A 25,240-nucleotide genomic window follows, 5' to 3' on the forward strand; every position below is an offset into this window, starting at 1 on the left:
TTCACAGCTGGATGGTTTAGTGTGGTTTCTACCTTCCAAAACAATAAAAACAGGCTTTCCAATGAGCCAGAGTCTCAACCAGCTGCGCAAGTTCGTTTCCCCTGAAATCATCTTCGGTGCCGGTAGCCGGCACAGTGTCGGCAATTACGCCAAGACCTTTGGCGCGCGCAAGGTCCTGGTGGTCAGTGACCCCGGTGTGATTGCCGCCGGCTGGGTCGCCGATGTCGAGGCCAGCCTGCAAGCGCTGGGCATCCAGTATTGCCTGTACTCCGATGTCTCGCCGAACCCGCGGGTCGAAGAGGTGATGCTCGGCGCCGAGATGTACCGGGAAAACCACTGCGACGTGATCGTCGCCGTCGGTGGCGGCAGCCCGATGGATTGCGGCAAAGGCATCGGCATCGTCGTCGCCCATGGCCGCAGCATTCTCGATTTCGAGGGCGTGGACACCATCCGCGTGCCCAGCCCGCCGCTGATCCTGATTCCAACCACCGCCGGCACCTCGGCCGACGTCTCGCAATTCGTGATCATTTCCAATCAGCAGGAACGCATGAAGTTCTCCATCGTCAGCAAGGCCGTGGTGCCGGACGTTTCGCTGATCGACCCGGAAACCACCCTGAGCATGGACCCGTTCCTGTCGGCCTGTACCGGCATCGACGCCTTGGTGCATGCCATCGAAGCCTTTGTGTCCACCGGCCACGGGCCGCTGACCGACCCCCATGCGCTTGAGGCGATGCGCCTGATCAATGGCAACCTGGTGCAAATGATCGCCAACCCGACCGACATCGCGTTGCGCGAAAAAATCATGCTCGGCAGCATGCAGGCCGGGCTGGCGTTTTCCAACGCGATCCTGGGTGCTGTGCATGCCATGTCCCACAGCCTGGGCGGCTTTCTCGATCTGCCCCACGGTCTGTGCAACGCGGTACTCGTCGAGCACGTGGTGGCCTTCAACTACAACTCGGCGCCAGATCGCTTCAAGGTGATCGCCGAGACATTGGGCATCGACTGCCGAGGCCTGAATCACCGGCAGATCTGCGGGCGCCTGGTCGAACATCTGATCGCTTTGAAACACGCCATCGGCTTTCACGAAACTCTCGGTTTGCATGGCGTCAGGACCTCGGACATTCCGTTCCTGTCGCAGCATGCGATGCACGATCCGTGCATCCTGACCAACCCGCGCGAATCCAGCCAGCGTGATGTCGAGGTCGTCTATGGCGAAGCCCTCTGACGAGCAACAACGGGCCCTGACGGGGCTGCTGGGGCTGGGCAGCCACTCGGCGCGCAAGAGCCATTACCCGGAGCTGGCCGCGCGTCTGGATGAGCTGGAAGCCGAGCGTAACCGCTACAAGTGGCTGTTCGAAAACGCGGTGCACGGGATCTTCCAGGCCAGCCTGCACGACGGCATGCGCGCCGCCAACCCGGCGCTGGCACGCATGCTCGGCTACCAGGACCCGCAGGAGGTGCTGTTCTCCCTGACCGATCTGGGCAGCACCCTGTTCGTCGACGGCGCGCAGGAGCTGGAAACCATCGGCGAAATCCTCAGGCACCAGCGCAGCCTGCACGGCTATGAAACCCGCTTGCGGCGCAAGGACGGCAGTCACCTCGACGTATTGATGAACCTGCTGCTCAAGCCCGGCCAGGAAGGCCTGGTGGAAGGGTTCGTCTCCGATATCACCGAGCGCAAGCTGGCCCAGCGACGCCTGCAGCAACTCAATGACGAACTGGAGCAGCGCGTCGTTGCGCGCACCGATGAATTGCTCGAGGCCAACCGTAACCTTCAGCAGCAGATCACCCAGCGTAAACAGATCGCCAAGGCCTTGCGCGATGCCCGCGATGCCGCCGAGGCCGCCAATCACAGCAAGGACAAATACCTCGCCGCCGCCAGCCACGACCTGCTGCAACCGTTGAACGCCGCGCGGTTGCTGATTTCGACCTTGCGCGAACGCAAACTGCCGGAAGCCGAGCAAGTGCTGGTGGAACGCACTCACCAGGCCCTGGAAGGGGCCGAAGACCTGCTGACGGATCTGCTCGACATTTCCCGGCTCGATCAGGCCGCGGTCAAGCCGGACGTTGCGTCGTACCGCCTCGACGAACTGCTCGGGCCGCTGGTGTCGGAGTTCCAGTCTGTCGCCCAGGCAGCCGGCTTGAACCTGCGGGTGCGCATGGCCGATTACGCCATCAGCACCGACTTGCGCCTGATGACGCGGATCCTGCGCAACTTCCTCAGCAATGCCTGCCGCTACACCGATGAAGGCAGCATCCTGCTGGCGGCCAGGCGTCGGGGCGAGATGTTGCGCCTGGAGGTCTGGGACACCGGGCGTGGCATCGCCGCCGACCGGCTCGATTCGATCTTCCTCGAGTTCAACCAGCTGGACGTCGGCCGCGCCGCCGACCGTAAGGGCGTGGGCCTGGGGCTGGCGATTGTCGAGCGCATCGCCAAGATCCTTGGCTACAGGATCGGCGTGTACTCGATGCCGGGGCGGGGTTCGATGTTCAGCATTGAAGTGCCGATATCCGATGAGGTTCCGCTGCCCGTGAGCCAGGCGGTGCCACAACCGGGCACCGGCAACCCGCTGCCGGGCCGCCGTTTACTGGTGATCGACAACGAAGTGAGCATTCTCGAAAGCATGAGCGCATTGCTCGGGCAGTGGGGCTGCGAGGTTCTGGTCGCCACCGATGAAGAGGCTGCGCTGGCGGCGCTACGCGGGCAGGCGCCGGAACTGATTCTCGCCGACTATCACCTCGATCACGGGGTGGTCGGCTGTGATGTGGTGCGACATTTGCGCGAGCATTTCCACCAGGACATTCCCGCGGTGATCATTACCGCCGACCGCACCGACCATTGTCGGCGTGCGTTGCAGCGGCTCAACGCACCCTTGCTGAACAAACCGGTGAAGCCCGGCAAGTTACGAGCGGTGTTGAGTCAATTGTTGGGGGCACCAGCCTGAAGCGGCCGGTACTGCAGGGTGAAGCCCAGTTCGGTGGATTGACCCTGTTCCAGTAAACGCAATCCTGGCCGACCGGGCAGGTGATGCGCGTTGACCGGGTGGCTCACCGGTTCGATGCAGAAAAACCCCAGGCCCACGGGGCAATAGAGCAGGTAGTAATCGCTGCCGGTAGCCTGGCAGTCGAGTGTGTAACCAAGATCCATTTGTTCGATCAGGCAGTGTCCGTTCCATTCGCAGAAACCGTTGTCCACCAGCGATTCGGGCAACGACTTCAGTTGCTGGAAATCCCACTCGACCGGCAATGCGCTGAGTTCCGTCGGCAGTTTTGCCCCGTCGCACATCCACACATGCCGGGCGGGTGCCTGTAGTCGGGTGTTCGGTGTCCGAGGCAGATACGGATGCAATCCCAGGCCATGCCACGCAGCGTGTTCAGCCAGGTGCGTGACGTGCAGTTCGATGCTCAGCTTGCCCGCGCTCAAATGGAAACGTTGCCGCGCGCGATAAGCGAAGGGGGTTGTGCTGTCTAGTTGCAGGACCACTTCATTTTGCGACCGGGAAACCACCTCCCACGGCTGCTGCCAGGCGCTGCCGTGAATCGGCAGGGGATCGGTGAGGCTGTTGGGCGTCAATGCCAGCCAGCCATCGGGGCAGTCGAAACCTCCACCGGCGATGCGATTGGACCAGGGGATCAAGGGAAAGCCGCCGAGCTTGCCGGGCAGGCCGGTGTTCAAGGCGTGCTCATCGGCGTGGCGCAGCAAGGGCTGGCCAGTGCTGCGCACGGTCCAGTTGACGATGCTCGCCCCTAGTTCCGGGGCGAGGGTGAGGTGGGTGAGTTCGTCTTCAAGTTCGATCAGTGTTAACGACATGTTGACCTGCCATGTGATTTTTTGAGGCTTGCACCGTTCCCTGTGGCGAGGGGCTTTTGTGGCGAGGGGGCTTGCCCCCGTTGGGCTGCGAAGCGGCCCCCTGCAACTTTTGAGGAACACCGAGTCGCTTGTATTTGCGACTGCTGAGCAGTCGAACGGGGGCAAGCCCCCTCGCCACAGGAGGGCTTGCGTGTCTGAATGCTTACAACACCAGATGCGGCAACCACAGCGACAGTGCCGGAATGTAGGTCACGGCCAACAGCACCAGGAACAGCACGCCGTAGAACGGCAGCAGGGCTTTCACGGTGGATTCGATACTGACCTTGCCCACCGCCGACCCCACGAACAGTACCGCACCCACCGGCGGTGTGATCAAGCCGATGCCCAGGTTCACCAACATGATCATGCCGAACTGCACCGGGTCCACGCCAATGCCGAGGATCACCGGCATCAGGATCGGCGTGAGGATCAGGATCAGCGGTGCCATGTCCATCACGGTGCCCAGCAACAGCAGCATGACGTTGATGCACATCAGGATCACATAGCGGTTGTCCGAGAGAGTCAGGAACAGCGTGGTGATCTTCGCCGGAATCTGCATCAGGGTCATGATGTAGCCGAAGCTGGCGGCGAAGCCGATCAGGATCATCACGATCGAAATCGTGCGCACGGTGCGGTGCATCAGTTTTGGCAGTTCGCTCCATTTGTAGTCGCGGTAGATGAACATGGTCACGAAGAACGACCACAGAACGGCAATCGCCGCCGACTCGGTGGCGGTGAAAATACCCGACAGGATGCCGCCGAGGATGATCACCATCGCCATCAGGCCCCACAGCGCCTCGCCGCAGATCTTCAGCGCCTCGCGCATCGGAATGACTTCACCCTTGGGGTAGTCGCGCTTCTTGGCGAAGATCAGGCACAGCACCATCAGGCACGCGCTCATCAACAGGCCCGGCACTACGCCGGCCATGAACAGCGAGGCAATCGACACCGTGCCGCCGGCGGCCAGTGAGTAGAGCACCGAGTTGTGGCTGGGCGGTGTCAGCAGCGCTTGCACCGAACCGCTGACGGTCACCGCCGTCGCGAATTCCCGGGGATAGCCACGGCGTTCCATTTCCGGAATCAGCACCGAACCGACCGAGGCGGTGTCCGCCACCGAGGAGCCGGAGATCGCGCCGAAGAAGGTCGAGGCCATGATGTTGACCAGCGACAAGCCACCACGCACGAAGCCCACCAGCACCCCGGCGAACGCCACCAGGCGCCGGGACATGCCGCCCTCGGCCATGATCGCGCCCGCCAGGACGAAGAACGGAATCGCCAGCAGGGAGAACTTGTTCACGCCCCCGGCCACCTGAATCATCAGTGCCTGGAACGGGATGTCGATCCACCAGGCGCCGATCAGTGCGGCAAACCCCAGGGCGTAGGCGACTGGCATGCCGATCAGGATCAACGCGATAAAACTGCCCAACAGAATAAAAGCGTCCATTCAGGCAGCCCCTTCGTTTTCTTCAACGAGGTCGAAACGCACGACCCGACGGTTGCTCTGGTCGCCGAGCAAGAGTTTTTCCAGGACAAACACCAGCGTCAGCACGCCGCCCACCGGAATCGGCATGTACGTGATGCCCACCCGCAGGGTCGGCAGGGCGCTCATGAACTGGTTCCAGGTGGACATGCACAGCTTGCTGCCCCAGATGGCCATGAACAGGCAGATGGTCGCCATCAGCATTTGCGCGACAATGGCCGCGGCCTTGCGCAGGTGCGGCGGCATGCGGTCGGTGAGCATCGCCACCGCCATGTGCGAACCGGATCGATAGCTGGCGGCGGCGCCGATGAAGGTGAAGACCATCATCAGCAGAATGGCGGTAGGCTCCGGCCAACTGGAGCCGGTACCGAGCACGTAACGGGCAAAAACGCCCCAGGGGATCATCAGGGAAATGGCCAGGACCGACAGGCCGGCAACCCAGATGCAGGTCATGTAAATCCTGTCGTTGATACGCAGCAGCAGATTCTTCATCGGGTTCCACCGTAACCGGGCGCGCACTGACGTACACCAACGTCAGCGGCGCCGGGCCTTTCTTGAATGCAGGGAGGGTTACTGAACGGCTTCGATGCGCTTGATCAGATCGGCGTAGGGGGCGCCGTATTTCTCGCGGATCGAGGCAGTGGCCTCGTAGAAAGGTTTCTTGTCGACGGTGATGAACTCGACACCGGCGGCCTTGAGTTTTTCTTCGCTGCTGGCCGATTTCGCATCCCACAGGGTGCGTTCCTGGGCCTGGGCCGCCTTGGCGGTTTTCTTCACCAGGGCTTGCTGCTCGGGGGTGAGTTTGTCCCAGGTGATTTTCGACATCACGATTGGCTCGGGCAGGATCAGGTGGCCGGTCAGGCTGTAGTACTTGGCGTTCTGGTAGTGGTTGTGTTCGAGCAGGGTCGGCGGGTTGTTTTCCGCACCGTCGATCACGCCGGTCTGCAGGGCGCTGAAGATTTCGCCGGTGTCCATCGCGATGCCGTTGCCGCCCATGGCGTTGATGGTTTCGATGAACATCGGGTTGCCTTGCACGCGGATCTTCATGCCCTTGAGGTCTTCCAGGCTGCGCACCGGTTTCTTGGTGTAGAGGTTGCGCGTGCCGCCGTCCATCCAGGCCAGGGCGACCAGGTTGAATTCGGAGTTGGTGATCTTGTCGAGGATTTCGTCGCCGACCGCACCGTCGATGACCTTGCGCATATGGGCCTGGTCACGGAACACGAACGGCATGTTGAACACGTTCACGTCCGGCACCACCGGCCCGACGATGCCGAGGCTGACCCGGGCCATCTGCACGGCGCCGACCTGGGCCTGTTCGACCACTTCTTTTTCCGAGCCGAGCACGCCACCGGCGAACATCTTGAAGGTCAGCGCGCCATTGCTGTCGGCCACCAGGGTTTTGCCCAGTTGTTCTTCAGCCACCACGGTCGGGTAACCGGCGGGGTGGATGTCGGCGAATTTGATTTCCAGTGCCTGGGCGGCACCGCTGAGGGAGAAGGCTAATGGAAGTGCAGCGGCGAGCAAGGTGCGTTTGAAGTCCATGGGGGGTGTCTCCAGTTTTATTGTTTTTTTATTCAAGGCACAGCGATGCAGCAGGAGCGCTTTTCTGTTGGGGGTGCTCAGTCGTTGAAACGGGGTTCGGGTAAACCTTTGACGCCGGGATCGAGGGCGAACACGCCACCGGCCAGTGATTGGGGATCATGGTCGTCGCCGGGGCGGATCGAGGTCACGAACAGCGTGTCCAGTCGAGGGCCACCGAAGGCGCACATGGTGGGTTTTTTCACCGGTACGGCGAGGGAGCGGTCAAGTCGGCCGTCGGGGGTAAAACGGTGGATCAAGCCGGCGTCGTTGGCGCAAATCCAGTAGCAGCCATCGGCGTCGACCGCCGCACCGTCGGGGCGACCTTCGTACTGGTTCATGTCCACGAACACGCGTCGGTTCGACGGCGTACCGGTTTCGATGTCGTAGTCGAAGGCCCAGATCTGCTGGACCTGAGGGTGAGAGTCGGACAGGTACAGGGTGCGCCCGTCCGGGCTGAAGCCCAGGCCGTTGGGCACGATTAAACCGCTCAGTCGGGCCTCGAGCGGCCCGCTCTGACCGGCGCTGTAGCGATACAACGCACCCTCGGCGACGTTGGCGCCCATGTTCAGCACCATGCTGCCTGCCCAGAAACGTCCCTGACGATCGCAGCGGCCGTCGTTCAAACGCATGTCGGTGCGGGCATGCTCGACATGGGCCAACTGTTCACTGTCGAGGCTGCCATCGGTGCGCGGATGCAGGCGGAAGAACCCGCTCTCCATGCCGGCGACCCAACCGCCGTCATGATGACGTGCGATGCAAGCCAGCATCTCCGGGGTTTTCCAGGCATCCATCTGCCCGGTGTCGGCACTCCAGCGCTGTAAACCGCCGGCGGGAATATCGACCCAGTACAGGGCGTTTTCCTCAGGTACCCAGACTGGGCTTTCACCGACCGCGTTGCGGGCGTCGACAATCAATTCAGCTTGCATGGCAACTCATTCCCTTGGTTTTTGTTGTGGGGATCAAGCAACACGCGAAGGCTCAGTCACCGAACGGGCCAGCCGCGCAGAAGGCGCCGCCCTGATAGAGCCGCGCCGGATCATCGGCGGCGGGCATCGGCTGGGCTTCGATTTTTTCGCGGAACACTTCGGAGCTGTCCTGGGGGACAAAACCCAGGGCCGTGGCATAACGGTTGTCCCACCAGATGTCCTTGTTGTCGGACATGCCATAGACCACGGTGTGGCCGACATTCGGCGTGTATAGGGCGCGATCGAGCAGTTGGGTCAGATCGCCGAAGCTCAGCCAGGTGCTCATCATCCGGCGGTTGTGGGGCTCCGGGAACGACGAGCCGATGCGCACGCTGACGGTCTCGATGCCATAGCGGTCGAAGTAGAACGTGGCCATGTCTTCGCCGTAGGACTTGGACAAGCCGTAGTAACTGTCCGGGCGGCGAGGGGAGTGGGCGTCGATCACCTCGTCTTGTTTGTAGAAGCCGATCACATGATTGGAACTGGCGAAGATCACCCGCTTCACGCCATGGCGGCGCGCGGCTTCGTAGATGTGGAACACGCCGCAGATGTTGGCGCCGAGGATCTCTTCGAAAGAGCGCTCGGTCGACACGCCGCCGAAGTGCAGGATCGCGTCCACGCCTTCGACCAGTTGATGCACCGCCTGCTTGTCGGCCAGATCGCAGGGCACGACTTCTTCGCGATCATCGATGGCCGGCGCGATGTCGGCGATGTCCGACAGGCGAATCACATTGGCGTAGGGGCGCAGGCTTTCGCGCAGGATTTTCCCGAGGCCACCAGCGGCGCCGGTCAGCAGCAGGCGATTGAAAGGGGTGCGGGCGGTTGCAGTGGTCGTCATGGGAATCCTGGACAAACAGTTGTTGTTATTGATTCGTTGTAGGTTGTCGTACGACTTTGTTGAGTATCGTTAGGCTTTCTGGCTCTTGTCAACGCGACATTGGTGGAAATTGACGGAGGGTCGTCTCCTGGAGGTCTGATGCAATTCTTAATATTCCCGCGCACCTTGTGGGAGTGAGCCTGCTCGCGATAGCGGTCTAACTTTCAACATCGAAGTCGACTGACAATCCGTCATCGCGAGCAGGCTCACTCCTACATTGGCGTTGTGTTTACAGGAGGCTGATCGGATAGCTGATGAAAATCCGGTTTTCATCGAATTCGTTGGTGCTGAAGCTCTTGCGAATCGTTGCGTTACGCCATTTCACGTTGAGGTTTTTCAGCGCACCGCTCTGCACGGTGTAGGCCAGTTCCGATTCGCGACCCCATTCCTCGCCGTCGGTAATTTTCCCGGTGTGCACGTTGTCACCGCTGATGTAGCGGTTCATCAGGGTCAGGCCCGGAACGCCGAGGGCGGCGAAGTTGTAGTCGTGACGCACCTGCCACGACTTTTCCCGGGCGTTGTCATAGCTGGAGTTGTAACTGTCGTTGGCCAGGGTGCCGCCGCTGGTGCCGTTGACCCGCATCCAGACGTCGTCACCGGTGAGTTTTTGCAGGCCGACGTAGAAGGTGTTGCCGCCGTACTTGGCCGAGAGCAGGGCGAACGCGGTCTTGTTGTCGAGATCACCGGCCAGCGCGCTGCCGTCTTCCTTGCCGATGAAGTAGCCCAGGTTGGCGCCCAGGGTCCAGTCGCCGAGGGGCTGGCTGTGGGTCAGGTTGAAGTATTGCTGCTGGTAAATGTCACTGAGTTCGGAGTACCAGACACCGACCTGCGTGCGCTTTTCATTGAACGCATATTCACCGCCGCCGAAGTTGAAACGGTCCGAGGTGAACGCCGCTTTACCGTTCATGAACATGTCTTCCATGCTCGCGTCGTTACGCGGGCTGTTTTTCTGGAATTGACCGCCATAGAGCGTCAGGCCGCTGATTTCGGTGGAGGTCACCTGAGCGCCCTGGAAGGTCTGCGGCAGCGAGCGGCCATCGTCGGAACGCAGGATCGGCAGCACCGGCATCCATTCGCCGACCTTCAATTCGGTTTTCGAGATCTTGCCTTTGAGCGCCACACCGAGCCGGCCGAAATTGTCGACGGGGCGGCCGTCATCGTGGATCGGTAACAACTGCGTGCCGCCGGTGCCTTTGCCACCATCGAGCTTCTGCGAGTACAGGCCCAGTACATCGACACCGAAGCCCACAGGACCCTGAGTGAAACCGGAGCGGGCATCGAGAATGAAGTTTTGCGTCCACTCTTCAGCCTTGCCCTGGGGGTAGGCCGGGTTGGTGTAGTTGCGGTTGATGTAGGCGTTGCGCAGGTTCAGCGTGGCCTTGGCGTCGTCGGTGAAACCTTCTGCCTGGCAGGTGATGGGCAGGACGAGGGCCAGGCCGCTGCAGCCGATCAGGCTCAGGGTATGACGACGGGCAAAGTCTGGACGCGAAGAACGGGCGGAGGAATTGCGGACGAGCTTGCTCACTGTGACGCTCCCTTGTTTCTTGTTTTTATTATTGTCATACGTCGTCGTACAACATTGGGGGCGATATTTGCGGGATTTCCGTGGGTTGTCAATCGGAAGTTATACGATGACTTGTGGAGAGATGGATTACATTTTGTGGGGAGCGAGCTTTTGTGGCGAGGGGGCTTGCCCCTTCGCCACAAAAGCTCGCTCCCACAGGGGACGGGGTTATTAGTTGGAAATCATGGGGGGTAGGGTGCCCAGCAATGAGACTGCCGCCACTGCGCCAAGCCCCAGCATCCACTCCAGCATCACGCTTCTACGCAATGCTTGCAGACGCTGCTCACACTCATTGATCCGCAAGCGATTGAACAACGCCAGGCCCAGCATCGTCGTCACCAGCGCAGCCTTGATCAACAGGATCAAGGCGAACCCGCTGAACAACGGTGTCGGCCAGAACGCTCCGGTGAGCACCCGCACATTGATCAGCCCGGTGATCAGCAGCCCGGCGACCAAGCCGTAACCGACGCCGCTGAAGCGCTGCAGCATCACGCGGATCGAATGCCCATCGGGTTGACGCAGAATCATCACCAGCAGCATCAAGCCGCCGAGCCAGGCACCCACGCAGATCAAGTGAATGAGTTGATTGAGGATCAGCAACTGGCCTGCGGTGCCATCGAGCATGGCGCCGTGGCCGACCGGGGCCAGGGTGGCCAGCAGCAGGCCGCTGAGGATCAGTCGCAACGCAAGGCTGGCGCGCAGTGGTGTCAGCAGCAACGCCAGCAACAGCAGGTTGATCAGTAAATGCCAGCGCCAGACCTGACCGAAAAAGGTATTGCCCAGCACCAGGCCCAGGGTCGACGGATCGAAGGCCGCGTCCCAGGCCCCGGCCATGCTCGCGGTAATCAGCAGCAACCAACAGACCCCGCTGGCCAGTGCCACCACGGCCAGCCAACGGCAGGTCCGAGCCAGCCGCTGATCCAGTGCGGTTTCGCCATTTGCCAGCAAGGGCCTGAACAACCAGCCCCCGAACAGCATCAGCACCACGATGAAATGCAGGAAGCGGCACAGCACCAGCGCGCTCGCCATGAATTACTGGCCAACCTTGAAGGCGTAGGCACCTTCGCTTTTGTGAGTGTCGACGGACACGGCGTGCCATTCGACTTTGTAGGTGCCGGCGGTCAACGGCGCGGCCGGGGTGACGATCAGGGTCTTTTTGTCGCTGCCTTCGGTGGTCAGCGCTTTGACCTCCACCGGGGTGCCTTCCCGGGTCAGCGTGACTTTGGTGAAACTGGCCTCGATACCCTCGGAGAACTCCAGGCGCAATTGCGTCGGCGCGGCCACGGTGCTGTCAGCGGCCGGTGTCTGGCTTTTCAGGTGGGCGTGGGCAAACACCGAAGAAGCAGCGAGCAGCGAGCCGAGCAGGGCAGCGACGGTCAGGGTTTTCTTGAGCAGCATCGTGGGGATCTCAGGCAGTTTCCAAGTGCGCAGAGTTTAGCTTTACGACAGCGCCAGTACGAAGTTTCGTTTTCCCCTGTCGCCGCGGTCCAGAGCGGATGCTAGTCTTGCTCAACGTTGTTGTCGGGGATCCGCATGGGCAATCACAAGATCGAGATTCGTCGCAGTAACGTCGAAAAAATCCTGCTGGGGGCGGAAAAAGTCTTCGCTGAAAAGGGCTTCGGCAGCACCGCCATGGCCGACATCGCCGCTGAAGTGCAACTGCCGCGCTCCAACCTGCACTACTACTTCAGCACCAAGACCGAGTTGTACAGCGCCGTGCTGTTCGACTTGCTGGAAGTCTGGAAACAGGACGCGCTGTGCTTCGAGATGTTCGACGACCCGCGCGTGGTGCTCAGCAGCTACATCCGCGCCAAGATGAACCATTCCCGCAGCCGGCCTTACGGTTCGAAAGTCTGGGCCAACGAAATCATCCATGGCGCGCCGACCCTCGGCGCAGCGCTGGATGCGAGCCTGTACGACTGGGCCAAAATGAAGGAAGCGAAAATCCGCCAGTGGGTGGACGACAAACGCATCCTGCCGGTTGAGCCCTCGAGCCTGCTGTACATGATCTGGGCCTCGACCCAGCACTACGCCGACTTCGATCACCAGGTGAATATTCTCAATGACCATCAGCCGCTGTCGGACATGCAGTTCGAGCGAGCGGTGCAGACGGTGACCAGTGTGATTTTGCGGGGGATCGGGCTGGAGCCTTGAGATTTGTGGTGGCTGTGCAGGCCTCTTCGCGGGCAAGCCCGCTCCCACAGTTGGCATTGGTGTACTCAGGTTTGATGTACGACACAAAACCACTGTGGGAGCGGGCTTGCCCGCGAAGGCGTCAGTTCAGACGCCGCTGACCTCAAGGACTGACGTGATACGGATTCCTCGGATCATGATTCCAGTCCAGAAACGGCTTGCCAGTCTCCACCGGCACCATCTCGATACAGTCCTGCACCGGGCAGGTGATCTGGCACAGGTTGCAGCCCACGCACTCCTCATCGATCACTTGATACTTGTGAGTACCGTCCGCCTGCTTGAGGCTAGCCACGGCCTGGTGCGAAGTGTCTTCACACGCGATATGGCAACGACCGCAACCGATACAAGCCTCCTGATCGATTTTCGCGATCACCTGGTAGTTGATGTCCAGGTACTTCCAGTCCGTGGTGTTGCCCACCGCGCGGCCGGAAAACTCCGAAATGCTGGCGTAGCCCTGACTGTCCATCCAGCGTGACAAGCCGTCCTTCATCTCCTCGACAATCCGGAAGCCATGCAACATCGCCGCCGTGCACACCTGCACCGAGCCGCTGCCCAGGGCGATGAATTCCGCGGCGTCGCGCCAGTTGCCGATGCCGCCGATGCCGCTGATCGGCAGCCCCTGGGTCTGCGGGTCGCGAGCGATTTCGGCGACCATGTTCAAGGCAATCGGCTTGACGGCCGAGCCGCAGTAACCGCCGTGGGTGCTTTGGCTGCCGACCATGGGGTTGGCGACCATGCGTTCGAGGTTGACGCTGGTGATCGAGTTGATGGTGTTGATCAACGACACTGCATCGGCACCGCCTCGGTGTGCGGCGCGGGCGGCGACACGGATGTCGGTGATGTTCGGCGTGAGCTTGACGATCACCGGCAACGAGCAATACGTCTTGCACCAGCGGGTGACCTGTTCCACATATTCCGGCACCTGGCCGACCGCCGCGCCCATGCCGCGTTCCGGCATGCCGTGGGGGCAACCGAAGTTCAGCTCGATGCCGTCGGCACCGGTGGCCTCCACCAGCGGCAGGATGTTTTTCCAGGATTCTTCGACGCAGGGCACCATCAAGGACACGATCAGCGCGCGGTCCGGCCAGTCCTTTTTGACCTGGGTGATTTCCCGCAGGTTGATCTCCAGCGAGCGGTCGGTGATCAGTTCGATGTTGTTGAAGCCCAGTACCTCCCGGTTAACCCCGAAGTGCGCCGAGTAGCGCGACGACACGTTCACCGCCGCCGGGTCTTCACCCAGGGTTTTCCAGACCACGCCGCCCCAGCCGGCCTCGAAGGCGCGGACCACGTTGTAGGCCTTGTCGGTCGGCGGCGCGGAGGCCAGCCAGAATGGATTGGGTGATTTGATGCCGGCGAAGACAATCGACAGATCGGCCATTTACGCAGCCTCCACGTTGAGCATCAGTTGAGCGTTGATTGCCTCGGCGGCGCGCTTGCCATGCTGCACGGCTTGCACGGTGAGGTCTTGATCGAGGCTGGTGCAGTCGCCGCCGGCATACACGCCGGGGATGCTGGTGCGCAGGTTTTCATCGACTTCGATGCGTTCGCCCTGGCGCTTGAGCTCGCGGGCCAGCGGATCGCTGAGGGCGCTGCCGTCGAAGGCCTGGCCGATGGCTTTGAAGATCGCATCGGCGGCCAGTTCGAAGGTTTCACCGGTGGTTTGCAGGCGACCTTTCACCAGATGGGTGCGGGCGAAACGCATGCCGCGCACGCGGCCTTGGTCATCGAGCAGCACTTCTTCCGGTTGTGCCCAGGTCATCAGCCGCACCTGATTGGCCTTGGCAATGTCCTGTTCGTGATGGGTGGCACCCATGTCCTCGATGCCACGGCGGTACACCAGATTCACGTCGTGGGCACCGAGGCGGGCCATTTGCACCGCCATGTCGATGGCAGTGTTGCCTGCGCCGAGGACAATGCAGTGGTCGGCCAGGGGCAATTGGCTCAGGTCATCGGCCTGGCGCAATTCGCGGATGTAGTCGGTGGCGGCGAGCAGGCCGGGCGCGTCTTCGTGGGCCAAGCCCAGCTGTTTGCTGGCATTGAGCCCGAGGCCGAGGAACACCGCATCGAACTGTTGATGCAGTTCGCTGAGGGTCAGGTTCTCTCCGAGTTTCTGCCCGTGGCGGATTTCGATCCCGCCGATTTCCAGCAGGAAGTCGAGCTCCTTTTGCGCGTAGTCATCCACCAGTTTGTATTTGGCGATCCCGTATTCGTTGAGGCCGCCAGCCTTTGGCCGCGCCTCGAAAATCACCACGTCATGCCCGTGCATGGCGCTGCGGTGGGCACAGGACAAACCGGCCGGACCGGCGCCGACCACGGCGATGCGTTTGCCGGTGGTGGCAGCGCGCTGGAAGGGGTGCGTGCTGAAGTGGGCGTTGTCCACGGCGTAGCGTTGCAACAGACCGATCATGACCGGCGCGCATTCGTGAGCGTTGTTGCGCACGCAGGCTTGCTGGCAAAGAATTTCCGTCGGACACACCCGGGCGCAACTGCCGCCGAGGATGTTGGCCGAGAGGATTTTCTGCGCCGCGCCTTGCACGTTGTCCTGCGCAATGTTGCGGATGAACGAGGGAATGTCGATCTCGCTCGGACAGGCATTGACGCAGGGCGCGTCGTAGCAATACAGGCAGCGCGAGGCTTCCAGTTGCGCCTGGCGCTCGTTGAGCGGCGGCGCCAGGTCGGTGAAGTGGCCGGCGAGGGCGGCCGCATTCTCTTGGGGATGCGGGAGGTGGTCCAGGGTCTTGATCACGGTTTTGGCCTCACGGTTATTTGAGGTGCTGCCTCTGAATGGGCATTGTTTTTGTGTTGTCTGGGCTGACGTCATCGCGAGCAAGCTCGCTCCCACAGGTTTTGTGGACACCCGAGATCCCTGTGGGAGCGGGCTTGCCCGCGATAGGCCGCAGGCCGCTTTCAGCGTTTCACGGCAACCGGCTGATTCAACTCAGCCCGCTTGCTCAGCAAATCAAACACCGCCGGATACGCCGGCCGCTCGATATACCGCCCGGCCCCGCGTTCGGCCCGCAGGTCGCCGTCGGCCCAGACCACGCGGCCCTGGCTGATGGTGTGGCTGGGCACGCCGCGCACGGTCTTGCCTTCGAAGATGTTGAAGTCCACCTGCTGATGGTGGGTCTTGGCGGAAATGGTCCGCGTGCCTTGCGGGTCCCACAGCACCAGATCGGCATCGGCACCCACACGAATCGCGCCTTTGCGTGGGTAGAGGTTGAAGATCTTCGCTGTGTTGGTGGACGTCAGTGCGACGAATTGCTGCATCGAAAAGCGTCCGCTGTTCACCCCTTCATCCCACAGCACTGCCATGCGGTCTTCGATGCCGGCAGTGCCATTGGGGATCTTGCTGAAGTCGTCACGGCCAGCGGCTTTTTGCTCGGCGCAGAAACAGCAGTGGTCGGTGGCGGTGGTGTGCAGGTTGCCCGATTGCAGGCCATGCCAGAGCGCCTCTTGATGGCCGCGAGGACGGAACGGTGGGCTCATCACGTAACCGGCGGCGGTCTGCCAGTCCGGATCGCGGTAGACGCTGTCGTCCAGCAGCAGGTGCCCAGCCAGCACTTCACCGTAGACCGGCTGGCCTTTGCCCCGTGCGTAGGTGATTTCGTCGAGGGCTTCCTTGGTCGAGACGTGAACCAGGTACAGCGGCGTGCCCAGGGTTTCGGCGATGCGTATCGCCCGGCTCGCGGCTTCGCCTTCAACCTGTGAAGGGCGCGACAAGGGATGCGCTTCCGGCCCGGTGATGCCCTGGGCCATCAGCTTGCGTTGCAGGTGATACACCAGTTCGCCGTTTTCCGCGTGAACGGTCGGCACCGCGCCCAGTTCCAGGCAGCGTTCGAAACTCGCCACCAGGGTGTCATCGGCGGCCATGATCGCGTTCTTGTAGGCCATGAAATGCTTGAAGCTGTTGACGCCGTGCTGGCTGACCAGCTCGGCCATTTCCTCGCGGACCTGTTCGCTCCACCAGGTGATGGCGACATGAAAGCCGTAGTCCGACGCCGACTTCTCGGCCCAGCCGCGCCACTGATGGAAGGCTTCGAGCAAGGATTGCTGTGGGTTGGGAATCACGAAGTCGATGATCGAGGTGGTGCCGCCGGCCAGTCCCGCCGCCGTACCGCTGTAGAAGTCTTCGCTGGCCACGGTGCCCATGAAGGGCAGTTGCATGTGGGTGTGCGGGTCGATGCCGCCGGGCATCAGGTATTGGCCGCTGCCGTCGAGCACTTCGGCGCCTGCAGGTACATCGAGATTTTCGCCGATGGCCTTGATCACGCCGTCTGCGCAATACACATCGGCGCGATAACTTTCATCATGGGTAATAACGGTGGCGCCACGGATCAACAGAGACATTCCGAGTTCCTCGCAGGCAATGACCGGCTTATGCCGGTTCTAGATGTTCTATATAAAAACAGCCCGGCCAGATTGATTCCTGTCAGCGCTGTCAGGATTAAACGCTAGCTGCAGTTATCCGAATCGGCAAGAATATTTTTTATAAGCTTATTCTGTTATTAACTAACTGATATTTAACGACTAAGTTCAAGAATCACCAAAATGGTGAGGCCGCTCACCATTTTGACGCACTTGACAGGATCGAAAAATAGTCAAGATTTCCTATGTGAAATCAGCTGTTTGAGTATGGTCTATGGTTGATGCGCAGCCATTGAAAAAAGATTAACGCACCAGATTGAGTCCTGACTGTCCGGACAACTTGCCTGGCATTCAGCCTGAGTGACATGAAAAGTACCGAAGACTCATCGGTTGAATAAATAAACTGATTGAACATCAGCAAGTTACAAGATTGAAAAGGTTCTGCCAGTGACGCCAGCGGGGAACCCGGCACGTTTATTGATGCCGCCGCTGACACCTTGGCCGGCCATGCAGGTTGTCAGTTTCTCCGGCCATCGTCCGGCTCGCGCTGATCGGCGCCAGCCCCTGATGAGCAACAATAATCAAAAGAACAGTGGAGCGGCCATGCAACAGATCAGATCGCAAGTGACCGAGCGCGACGGCTTGTTCGAGCTCGAAGCCGGCAGCGATGTCCTCGACAGTCCCCGTTACAACCACGACATTGCACCGACCAAGGTGCGCGAACGCACCTGGAACAAATGGCACATCACCGCGCTGTGGGTGGGCATGGCGATTTGCGTGCCGACCTACACCCTCGGCGGCGTGCTGACCGCGTACTTCGGCCTGAGCGTCGGTGAAGCGCTGCTGGCGATTCTGTTTGCCAACATCATCGTGCTGATTCCCCTGACGCTTAACGCCTTTCCCGGCACCAAGTACGGCATTCCCTTTCCGGTGTTGCTGCGCTCGTCCTTCGGCGTGCTCGGCTCCAACATTCCGTGCCTGATCCGCGCCCTGGTGGCGTGCGGCTGGTTCGGCATCCAGACCATGTTCGGCGGGCTGGCGATTCACCTGTTCCTCGGCTCGGTGTTCGAGGGCTGGAAATCCCTGGGCGGCACGGGCGAAGTCATCGGCTTCATGGTGTTCTGGGCGCTGAACCTGTGGGTGGTGATTCGCGGCGCCGAGTCGATCAAATGGCTGGAAACCCTGTCGGCCCCGCTGCTGGTACTGGTGGGCGCAGGCCTGCTGGTCTGGGCCATGCCCAACGTGTCGATGACCGAATTGCTGGCAATTCCGGCCAAGCGTCCCGAAGGCGCCGGCGTGGCCAGCTACTTCGCCGCCGGGCTGACGGCGATGGTCGGCTTTTGGGCCACGCTGTCACTGAACATTCCGGACTTCAGCCGGTACGCGAAAAGCCAGAAGGACCAGATTGTCGGGCAGATCATCGGCCTGCCGCTGACCATGTTCCTGTTTGCTTCCCTCGGCGTGGTGATGACCGCCGCGTCGGTGAAACTGGTGGGGGTGACGGTGTCCGATCCGGTGACCTTGATCGGTCATATCCAGAGCCCGGTTTGGGTCGCATTGGCGATGGCGCTGATCATCATCGCCACGCTGTCGACCAATACCGCAGCCAACATCGTGTCGCCGACCAATGACTTCCAGAACATCGCGCCCAAGGCGATCAACCGCACCAAGGCGGTATTGCTCACCGGATTTGTCGGGTTGGCATTGATGGCCCATGAGCTGCTGAAAAAACTGGGCCTGATTGTCTCGGACGTCAGTCTCGAAACCGTCTATTCCAACTGGTTGCTCGGTTATTCGAGCCTGCTGGGGCCGATCGCCGGGATCATGGTGGTGGACTATTTCCTGATCAAGAAACAGCAACTGGACCTTGCCGGGCTCTACAGGGACGACGTGTATCCGGCGTGGAACTGGAGCGGGTTCATCGCGTTTGGTGTGCCGGTGGTGCTGACGTTGTTGTCCCTGGGCAGCGACGTGTTCAGCTGGTTCTACAGCTATGGCTGGTTTACAGGCTCGGCGCTGGGTGGGGTTATTTATTATGGGTTGAGTGTGATGCGAGTCGATCCGTCCGTAGCGAAATCTCCGGTGTGAAGGATGGCCCCATCGCGAGCAGGCTCGCTCCTACATTTGGAATGCATTCCCCTGTAGGAGCGAGCCTGCTCGCGAAAGCGGTGGCACAAACACCAACGAAACACCTGAAGAAACACACAAGAACAGCCTGAGGAGATCATCATGAACGCGGCCGTAGATGTTCTGCAGTCCAGCCATCAGCACATCAACCGCGACCGCCTGTGGCAGTCGCTCATGGAACTGGCCAGGCTCGGTGCCACGGTCAAGGGCGGCGTGTGTCGCCTGGCCCTGACCGATCTCGACCGCCAGGCCCGGGACATCTTCGTCAAATGGTGTATCGATGCCGGCTGCACCGTCAGCATCGACGCCGTCGGCAACATCTTCGCCCGTCGCCCCGGGCGCAATCCCGACCTGCCACCGGTGATGACCGGCAGCCACATCGACACCCAGCCTACCGGCGGCAAGTTCGACGGCTGCTTCGGTGTACTGGCGGGCGTCGAAGTGCTGCGCACCCTCAATGACCTGAACATCGAAACCGAAGCGCCGCTGGAAGTGGTGGTCTGGACCAACGAAGAAGGTTCGCGTTTCGCCCCGTGCATGATGGGGTCCGGCGTGTTCGCGGAAAAATTCACCCTCGAGGAAACCCTGGCCAAGGTTGATGCCGAGGGCGTGACGGTCGGTGAAGCACTCAATGCCATTGGCTACGCCGGCCCGCGCAAAGTAAGCGGCCACAAAGTCGGTGCCTACTTTGAAGCCCACATCGAACAAGGCCCGATCCTCGAAGACGAACGCAAGACCATCGGCGTGGTGATGGGCGCCTTGGGGCAGAAATGGTTCGACCTGAAACTGCGCGGCGTCGAAGCCCACGCCGGCCCGACCCCGATGCACCTGCGCAAGGACGCCCTGGTCGGCGCCGCGGTGATCGTCGGTGCGCTCAACCGCGCCGCCCTCAGCCATCAACCCCATGCCTGCGGCACCGTCGGTTGCCTGCAAGCCTATCCCGGCTCGCGCAACGTCATCCCCGGCGAAGTGCGCATGACCCTGGACTTCCGCCATCTGGAACCGGAGCGCCTGGACTCGATGATCGCCGAAGTGCGCGAAGTCATCGAAACCACCTGCGACGAACACGGCCTGACCTTCGAACTAACGCCAACGGCCGACTTCCCGCCGCTGTACTTCGACAAAGGCTGTGTCGAAGCCGTGCGCGGCGCCGCCCAAAGCCTGGGCCTGTCGCACATGGACATCGTCAGCGGGGCAGGGCACGACGCGATCTTCCTTGCCGAACTCGGCCCGGCCGGGATGATCTTCGTGCCCTGCGAAGGCGGCATCAGCCACAACGAAATCGAAAACGCCGCGCCGGAAGACCTGGCGGCCGGGTGTGCGGTGCTGTTGCGGGCAATGCTGGCGGCTTCGGCGGCGGTGGCGAAGGGCGAGCTGGCGGCCTGAGCCGAGTGACGTGCGCTGAAATTTTCAGCGCACGTCACAACGCGCAATCCTCAATCGTCATCCTGTTGAATCCCTCAATCAGTGGAGCAACACGATGTCGTCCAACACCCAAGCGGTCAACCTGCTGCAATCGATCCCACAGGTTTTCGAAAGCCTGACCCAGGTCCATGTCGCACTCGATCAGCATGATCTCGATCCCGCCCTCAAGCACTTGATCCACCTGCGCGCCTCGCAGATCAACCAGTGCGGTTTCTGCGTGAAGATGCACACCCGCGAAGCCCGGGAAGCCAATGAAACCAACGAGCGCCTGGATCGCCTGATCGTTTGGCGCCACGTCAGTGATTTCAGCCCTGCGGAGCGCGCCGCGCTGGCGTGGACCGAAGCCTTACGGCATCGATGACCTTTGGCTTCGATGAGTCGGGGCGGGTGAGCCGGATCTTCATCATGCGTAATCCCGAGAAACTGGCGAAGCTGGAGGCATCGTTGAACCTGCAATAGTCAGTCAAACGACCACCGGCCCTTCAAGCTTTTCACAGACCGAAAATGATGGAGATCCCACAGGGTTCGTTGCACTAACCAGAATCCCGGCGGTCGTATTCTTCACAGGGTCACCATACTTGTGGGGTCGAAATGAGCCAGGACGTTCTGACCACCGAAACCAATCGCCTCCAGTTGCAGCAAATCATCGCCGGCTTGTCCGACGGCGTGATCCTGCTCGATCCTGACCAGAGCATCCTGTGGGCCAACGAGGCGGCGCTGGCCATGCACGGCGTCTCGCAGATCAGCGACCTGGGTAGCAACACCATGGCGTATGCCAAACGCTTTGCCTTGAGCTATCGCAACAATCATGTGGTGCCAGTCGACAGCTACCCGATCAACCGGGTGGCGCGCGGCGAGACGTTCAGCGATGTGCTAGTGGAAGTGACGTCGACGGCGGACGAAGTGCGTACCTGGGTCCATCGCGTGCGCAGTCTGGTTTTGGCCGACAGCCATGGCGAGCCGGAATCGCTGGTGCTGATCATGGAGGATGTCACCAACTGGGCCAGCGCCGGGCAACTGACCGCCCGTGAGCGTGATGTGCTGGGCCTGATCTGCGAAGGTCTGGCCGACAAGGAAATCGCCGCGCGCCTGAAAGTCGCGCCGAACACGGTACGCAACCATGCGGCGATGGTGTATTCCAAGCTCGATGTGCATAGTCGCAGCGAGGCGATTGTCTGGGCGCGGGAGCGGGGACTGTTCTTTGGTGAATCCCGGTCGAAGGGGCAGGGTTAAGGTACAAACGCACTATCGGTCACCGCATTGATCGAAGAGCTGCGTTACGAACTGGACAGCAACTCCCTGCAATGGCCTGATTCGGTGATGTAAGAACTGTCAGCTTTTCCGGGTGTTGGCCACGGGCTGAGCTATGAGTGATTCGCAGATATTTATTTTTTTGACAGGTGCATGGACTTTGCGCGCCGGTTTTGTTGTCACAAAAAATGTGTCTATCACTTATCGCGGGTCAACCTATGAAAACTCTTGGGAAACGCGTTATCTCACCCTTGTCGCTGGCATTGTGCGTGGCGATCCTCGGCGGCTGTGCCAGTCCGCCACCCCCGCCAGTGGTCACTCCACCGCCTCCTGAACGCACCTGTCAGGCCATGGATAAAACCGATGTCCTGGGCGATGTACGGGCTGAAGACGGGCAGGTGACCCGAGTCACCACCACGACGCGTTGCGTCACGCAGTAAATCCTGGCGTTGCGCTGCACAACAACCCCGACTTGCTCGGGGTACATCTCTGTGGGAGCAGGCTCACTCCCACAGGGATTTGTGCTGTTCAGACGATCAGGACAGGAAACCGCCATCCACATTCAGCGAAACGCCGGTGGTGTAGCTGGAAGCATCGCTGGCCAGGTACAACACTGCGCCGGCCATTTCGCTTGGGTCAGCTACGCGCTTGAGCGGGATCTGTTGCAGCGCGGTGTTGAGGATGGCTTCGTTTTTCACCAGTGCCGAGGCGAACTTGGTGTCGGTTAGGCCCGGCAGCAAGGCATTGCAGCGAATCCCGAACTGCGCGCATTCCTTGGCGAACACCTTGGTCATGTTGATTACCGCTGCCTTGGTCACCGAGTAGATGCCCTGGAAGATGCCCGGCGAAACACCGTTGATCGATGCCACGTTGATGATGCTGCCGCCGCCGTTTTCGCGCATCAGCTTGCCGGCTTCGACCGACATGAAGAAGTAGCCGCGGATGTTCACGTCGACGGTTTTCTGGAAGGCGCTGAGGTCGGTGTCCAGCACGTTGCAGAACTGTGGGTTGGTCGCGGCGTTGTTGACCAGGATGTCGAGACGGCCGAACTGTTCCTTGATGCCGGCGAAGACCTGGCTGATCTGTTCCATTTCGCCGATATGGCAGGCAACAGCGGTGGCCTTGCCGCCGGCGGCGATGATCGCGTCGGCGACGTGCTGGCAGCCTTCAAGCTTGCGGCTCGACACGATCACGTGGGCGCCTTGCTGGGCCAGCAGTTTGGCGATGGCTTCACCGATGCCACGGCTGGCGCCGGAGACGAAAGCGATCTTGCCGTCGAGGTCGAACAACTGAGTCTTGGACATGGGATTCCCTTGTTATGAAGCCTTGTTATGAAGCCGATCAGAGGCTGGATTTCGAAATGACCTGCAAGCTCATCTGCTCCAGCAGCTTGTTCATGTGAATGAACTGCGCGAAGCGTTTGTCCTGGGTCTGGCCATGGTAGAAGCGGTAGTAGATCTGCTGCACGATGCCGGCCAGGCGGAACAGGCCGTAGGTGTAGTAGAAGTCGAAATTGTCGATGCGGATGCCCGAGCGTTCGGCGTAGTAATCGACGAACTCGCGGCGGGTCAGCATGCCCGGCGCGTGGCTCGGCTGGCGGCGCATCATCTGCACCGGTGCCGGATCATCGGCTTCGATCCAGTAGGCGAGGGTGTTGCCCAGGTCCATCAGCGGATCGCCCAGGGTGGTCAGTTCCCAGTCGAGCACGCCGATGATCTGCATCGGGTTGTTCGGGTCGAGGATCACGTTGTCGAAGCGGTAGTCGTTGTGCACGATGCTGGAAGTCGGGTGGTCGGCCGGCATCTTGTCGTTGAGCCAGGCTTTCACCGTTTCCCATTGCGGCGCATCGGGGGTCAGGGCCTTTTCGTAGCGATCGCTCCAGCCTTTGATTTGCCGCGCCACGTAGCCTTCGGGCTTGCCAAGGTCACCCAGGCCGTAGGCGTTGTAGTCGACGCGGTGCAGCTCCACGAACTTGTCGATGAAGCTCTTGCACAGGGCTTCGGTTTTCGCCGAATCCAGGCCCAGCTCCGGCGGCAGGTCCGAGCGCAGGATGATGCCGTTGACCCGTTCCATGACATAGAACTCGGCACCGATCACCGATTCGTCGGTGCAGTGCACGTAGGCTTTCGGGCAGTACGGAAAACCGTCGCGCAGTTGATTGAGGATGCGGAATTCACGGCCCATGTCATGGGCCGACTTGGCCTTGTGGCCGAAGGGCGGGCGACGCAGGACGAATTCCTGTTCGGGGTATTCCAGCAAGTAGGTGAGGTTTGAGGCACCGCCCGGAAACTGGCTGATCCGTGGCAAGCCGCTGAGCCCCGGAATATGGGCCTTGAGGTACGGATCGATCAAGCTGGCATCGAGCTCTTCGCCGGTGCGGATACGGGTGGACTGGTCGTTAAGCGCCATGCTTATCCCTTCTGCTTATTCTGGAGGCCTTAAACTATTGGCTAATCTAATGCTGAGGCAGGAGTGCCACAAGCGTGGCACGGTCTTATAGGTTAGCGTGTTGCAGGATAATCAGCGTTCCTGATGTGCGAGAACACGCCCGGCGGACTATGGTTCAGGGGCACGGTGCTGTCAGGAAGGAGATTTGAAATGGGCTGTCCGCAAGTCTGTGCCAGTGCCACCCTGCAATGCAGCTTTGGCGCGGCGCCGGCCGTGCTCAACGTGCTGCCGGTCAATCGCACACTGACCGCTGGCCTGCCGGCGGCGAACATCATGGATCACATCCCGCTGGTCAACATCATGCCTTTCGGTGTGTGCACGAGCCTGGCCAACCCGACGGTCGCGGCCGCCACCGCTGCGGCGCTGGGTGTGCTGACACCGATGCCCTGCATCCCGGCGACCGCCACGCCGTGGATACCGGGTGGGGCGCCGACCCTGCTGCTGGGCGGCATGCCGGCCATCGACGCCAACAGCACCTTGATGTGCAACTGGGCCGGGGTGATCAAGATTGTCATGCCTGGGCAGATGCAGATGCTCATTCCCTGACTCCCACAAGGCTTCACGCCTCGGCAGGATCACTCCAGCGCCTGAACCACCAGCGTACCCTCGAGATCGGCTTGCCCTCGGCGTCCAGCGGTCGCCCATCGGCGGCGAAACCCTGTTCCGGTTCCAGCAACTGACCGTTGAGATACCGCGCCTCGACGGCGGTTTTACCGTTGGGGTGAAAGCGCTGATACCGCCCCTCGCGCACGCCATCTCGGTAAAACTGCGTCTCGGCCAGTAGCCCGTCAGGGAAGTAGTTGTTCGCTTCACCGTGAAGCAGGCCCTGGCGATAAGTCGCCTTGCGTTGCAACCCGCCCTCGGGCGCAAAGAAACTGGCCACGCCGTGCAACTTGTCGTGCACATAGGGCAGTTGCGCCGAGACGTTGCCATTGGGGTAATACAGCAGGCTCGTGCCCTGTAGCTCGCCCTGACTGTAGCTCAGGTTTGCCTGAGGTCGACCGGCGTCCTTGATGCGCAGCGGGCCTTCCAGTCGGCCTTCAAGCAAGCGCCCGTCGAGGTGGCTGTCGCCACGCGCCAGATCAAGTTTGCTCGATGTCATTGCGTAACCCTC

23 protein-coding genes and 2 pseudogenes are annotated in these 25,240 nt (G+C 61.0%); 10 read left to right on the forward strand and 15 right to left on the reverse strand.

The features are described from left to right. Positions 1-61: 61 nt before the first annotated feature. Both ercA and KGA96_RS11730 read left to right on the forward strand, forming a co-directional pair. Positions 62-1,225, forward strand: a complete 1,164-nt coding sequence (gene ercA, locus KGA96_RS11725) for an alcohol dehydrogenase-like regulatory protein ErcA (protein ID WP_046037285.1) — start codon at positions 62-64, stop codon at positions 1,223-1,225. Continuing rightward, positions 1,209-2,945, forward strand: coding sequence for a NahK/ErcS family hybrid sensor histidine kinase/response regulator (locus KGA96_RS11730; protein ID WP_046037284.1), 1,737 nt, complete (start codon positions 1,209-1,211; stop codon positions 2,943-2,945). The genes ercA and KGA96_RS11730 overlap by 17 nt, the downstream gene beginning before the upstream one ends. Here KGA96_RS11730 and KGA96_RS11735 read toward each other — a convergent pair. The 9 genes from KGA96_RS11735 to copC all read right to left on the reverse strand — a co-directional run bounded on the left by KGA96_RS11735 (position 2,921) and on the right by copC (position 11,715). Next, positions 2,921-3,811: an aldose 1-epimerase gene (locus KGA96_RS11735; RefSeq protein ID WP_223512897.1), complete on the reverse strand. Its 891-nt coding sequence runs from the start codon at positions 3,809-3,811 to the stop codon at positions 2,921-2,923. The two genes, KGA96_RS11730 and KGA96_RS11735, sit on opposite strands and share 25 nt — an antisense overlap. Positions 3,812-4,013: 202 nt before the next feature. After that, complete coding sequence (locus tag KGA96_RS11740) at positions 4,014-5,294, reverse strand: TRAP transporter large permease (RefSeq protein ID WP_046037280.1); 1,281 nt, start codon at positions 5,292-5,294, stop codon at positions 4,014-4,016. Continuing rightward, entirely contained in the window at positions 5,295-5,822 is a 528-nt protein-coding gene (locus tag KGA96_RS11745) for a TRAP transporter small permease (protein WP_223467294.1), read from the reverse strand. A 78-nt stretch (positions 5,823-5,900) separates the two neighbouring features. Beyond that, on the reverse strand, positions 5,901-6,872 hold the full coding sequence (locus KGA96_RS11750; protein ID WP_046037278.1) for a TRAP transporter substrate-binding protein: 972 nt from the start codon (positions 6,870-6,872) through the stop codon (positions 5,901-5,903). A 77-nt stretch (positions 6,873-6,949) separates the two neighbouring features. Continuing rightward, positions 6,950-7,837, reverse strand: a complete 888-nt coding sequence (locus KGA96_RS11755) for an SMP-30/gluconolactonase/LRE family protein (protein ID WP_046037277.1) — start codon at positions 7,835-7,837, stop codon at positions 6,950-6,952. A gap of 52 nt (positions 7,838-7,889) precedes the next feature. Continuing rightward, positions 7,890-8,714, reverse strand: coding sequence for an NAD-dependent epimerase/dehydratase family protein (locus KGA96_RS11760; RefSeq protein WP_046037276.1), 825 nt, complete (start codon positions 8,712-8,714; stop codon positions 7,890-7,892). Positions 8,715-8,982: 268 nt separating this feature from the next. Continuing rightward, positions 8,983-10,278 (reverse strand): OprD family porin, encoded by a 1,296-nt coding sequence (locus KGA96_RS11765; RefSeq protein WP_223512899.1) that lies wholly within the window; start codon positions 10,276-10,278, stop codon positions 8,983-8,985. A 210-nt stretch (positions 10,279-10,488) separates the two neighbouring features. Then, positions 10,489-11,346: a copper homeostasis membrane protein CopD gene (gene copD / locus KGA96_RS11770; protein ID WP_223512902.1), complete on the reverse strand. Its 858-nt coding sequence runs from the start codon at positions 11,344-11,346 to the stop codon at positions 10,489-10,491. Positions 11,347-11,349: 3 nt separating this feature from the next. Then, positions 11,350-11,715 (reverse strand): copper homeostasis periplasmic binding protein CopC, encoded by a 366-nt coding sequence (gene copC, locus KGA96_RS11775; RefSeq protein ID WP_223512912.1) that lies wholly within the window; start codon positions 11,713-11,715, stop codon positions 11,350-11,352. A 135-nt stretch (positions 11,716-11,850) separates the two neighbouring features. Between copC and KGA96_RS11780 the strand changes: the two genes are divergently transcribed. Further along, entirely contained in the window at positions 11,851-12,471 is a 621-nt protein-coding gene (locus KGA96_RS11780) for a TetR/AcrR family transcriptional regulator (protein ID WP_007988213.1), read from the forward strand. A 142-nt stretch (positions 12,472-12,613) separates the two neighbouring features. On the opposite strand, the gene preA is transcribed toward KGA96_RS11780, so the two are convergent. From preA to hydA, 3 genes are all read right to left on the reverse strand, one after another. After that, on the reverse strand, positions 12,614-13,888 hold the full coding sequence (preA, locus tag KGA96_RS11785) for an NAD-dependent dihydropyrimidine dehydrogenase subunit PreA (protein WP_223512918.1): 1,275 nt from the start codon (positions 13,886-13,888) through the stop codon (positions 12,614-12,616). After that, the gene (locus KGA96_RS11790) at positions 13,889-15,256 is read right to left on the reverse strand and encodes an NAD(P)-dependent oxidoreductase (RefSeq protein WP_223467285.1); all 1,368 of its coding nucleotides are present in this window, start codon (positions 15,254-15,256) and stop codon (positions 13,889-13,891) included. A 161-nt stretch (positions 15,257-15,417) separates the two neighbouring features. After that, the gene (gene hydA, locus KGA96_RS11795; protein ID WP_223512921.1) at positions 15,418-16,857 is read right to left on the reverse strand and encodes a dihydropyrimidinase; all 1,440 of its coding nucleotides are present in this window, start codon (positions 16,855-16,857) and stop codon (positions 15,418-15,420) included. A gap of 621 nt (positions 16,858-17,478) precedes the next feature. On the opposite strand from hydA, the gene KGA96_RS11800 reads away from it, so the two are divergent. The 6 genes and pseudogenes from KGA96_RS11800 (at position 17,479) to KGA96_RS11825 (ending at position 22,118) form a co-directional block, all read left to right on the forward strand. After that, a complete protein-coding gene (locus KGA96_RS11800) occupies positions 17,479-18,963 on the forward strand; it encodes an NCS1 family nucleobase:cation symporter-1 (RefSeq protein ID WP_046037433.1) in 1,485 nt (494 codons plus the stop codon). Between the two features lie 141 nt (positions 18,964-19,104). Continuing rightward, positions 19,105-20,388, forward strand: a complete 1,284-nt coding sequence (locus KGA96_RS11805; RefSeq protein ID WP_046037267.1) for a Zn-dependent hydrolase — start codon at positions 19,105-19,107, stop codon at positions 20,386-20,388. A gap of 94 nt (positions 20,389-20,482) precedes the next feature. Further along, a pseudogene (locus KGA96_RS11810) lies at positions 20,483-20,776 on the forward strand (carboxymuconolactone decarboxylase family protein); the annotation flags it as partial. Further along, a pseudogene (locus KGA96_RS11815) lies at positions 20,764-20,886 on the forward strand (RNA polymerase subunit sigma-24); the annotation flags it as partial. The pseudogenes KGA96_RS11810 and KGA96_RS11815, both read left to right, overlap by 13 nt. Before the next feature lie 132 nt (positions 20,887-21,018). Next, positions 21,019-21,660, forward strand: a complete 642-nt coding sequence (locus KGA96_RS11820) for a LuxR C-terminal-related transcriptional regulator (RefSeq protein WP_223512924.1) — start codon at positions 21,019-21,021, stop codon at positions 21,658-21,660. 236 nt (positions 21,661-21,896) lie between these two features. Then, positions 21,897-22,118 carry a hypothetical protein gene (locus tag KGA96_RS11825; RefSeq protein WP_185754725.1) on the forward strand — a complete coding sequence of 74 codons (222 nt, stop codon included), beginning with the start codon at positions 21,897-21,899 and terminating at the stop codon, positions 22,116-22,118. A gap of 96 nt (positions 22,119-22,214) precedes the next feature. Here KGA96_RS11825 and KGA96_RS11830 read toward each other — a convergent pair whose 3' ends face one another. Next, positions 22,215-22,982 carry an SDR family oxidoreductase gene (locus KGA96_RS11830; RefSeq protein ID WP_008046696.1) on the reverse strand — a complete coding sequence of 256 codons (768 nt, stop codon included), beginning with the start codon at positions 22,980-22,982 and terminating at the stop codon, positions 22,215-22,217. Between the two features lie 37 nt (positions 22,983-23,019). Continuing rightward, positions 23,020-24,087 carry a phosphotransferase family protein gene (locus KGA96_RS11835; RefSeq protein ID WP_046037263.1) on the reverse strand — a complete coding sequence of 356 codons (1,068 nt, stop codon included), beginning with the start codon at positions 24,085-24,087 and terminating at the stop codon, positions 23,020-23,022. A gap of 189 nt (positions 24,088-24,276) precedes the next feature. Between KGA96_RS11835 and KGA96_RS11840 the strand changes: the two genes are divergently transcribed. Then, entirely contained in the window at positions 24,277-24,672 is a 396-nt protein-coding gene (locus KGA96_RS11840) for a DUF4280 domain-containing protein (protein WP_046037262.1), read from the forward strand. 13 nt (positions 24,673-24,685) lie between these two features. Here the strand turns inward: KGA96_RS11840 and KGA96_RS11845 are convergent, their stop codons facing one another. Beyond that, positions 24,686-25,228, reverse strand: coding sequence for a toxin-antitoxin system YwqK family antitoxin (locus KGA96_RS11845; protein ID WP_223512928.1), 543 nt, complete (start codon positions 25,226-25,228; stop codon positions 24,686-24,688). Positions 25,229-25,240 lie beyond the last annotated feature (12 nt).

The organism is Pseudomonas sp. GL-R-26 (assembly GCF_019947365.1).
Lineage (GTDB): Bacteria > Pseudomonadota > Gammaproteobacteria > Pseudomonadales > Pseudomonadaceae > Aquipseudomonas.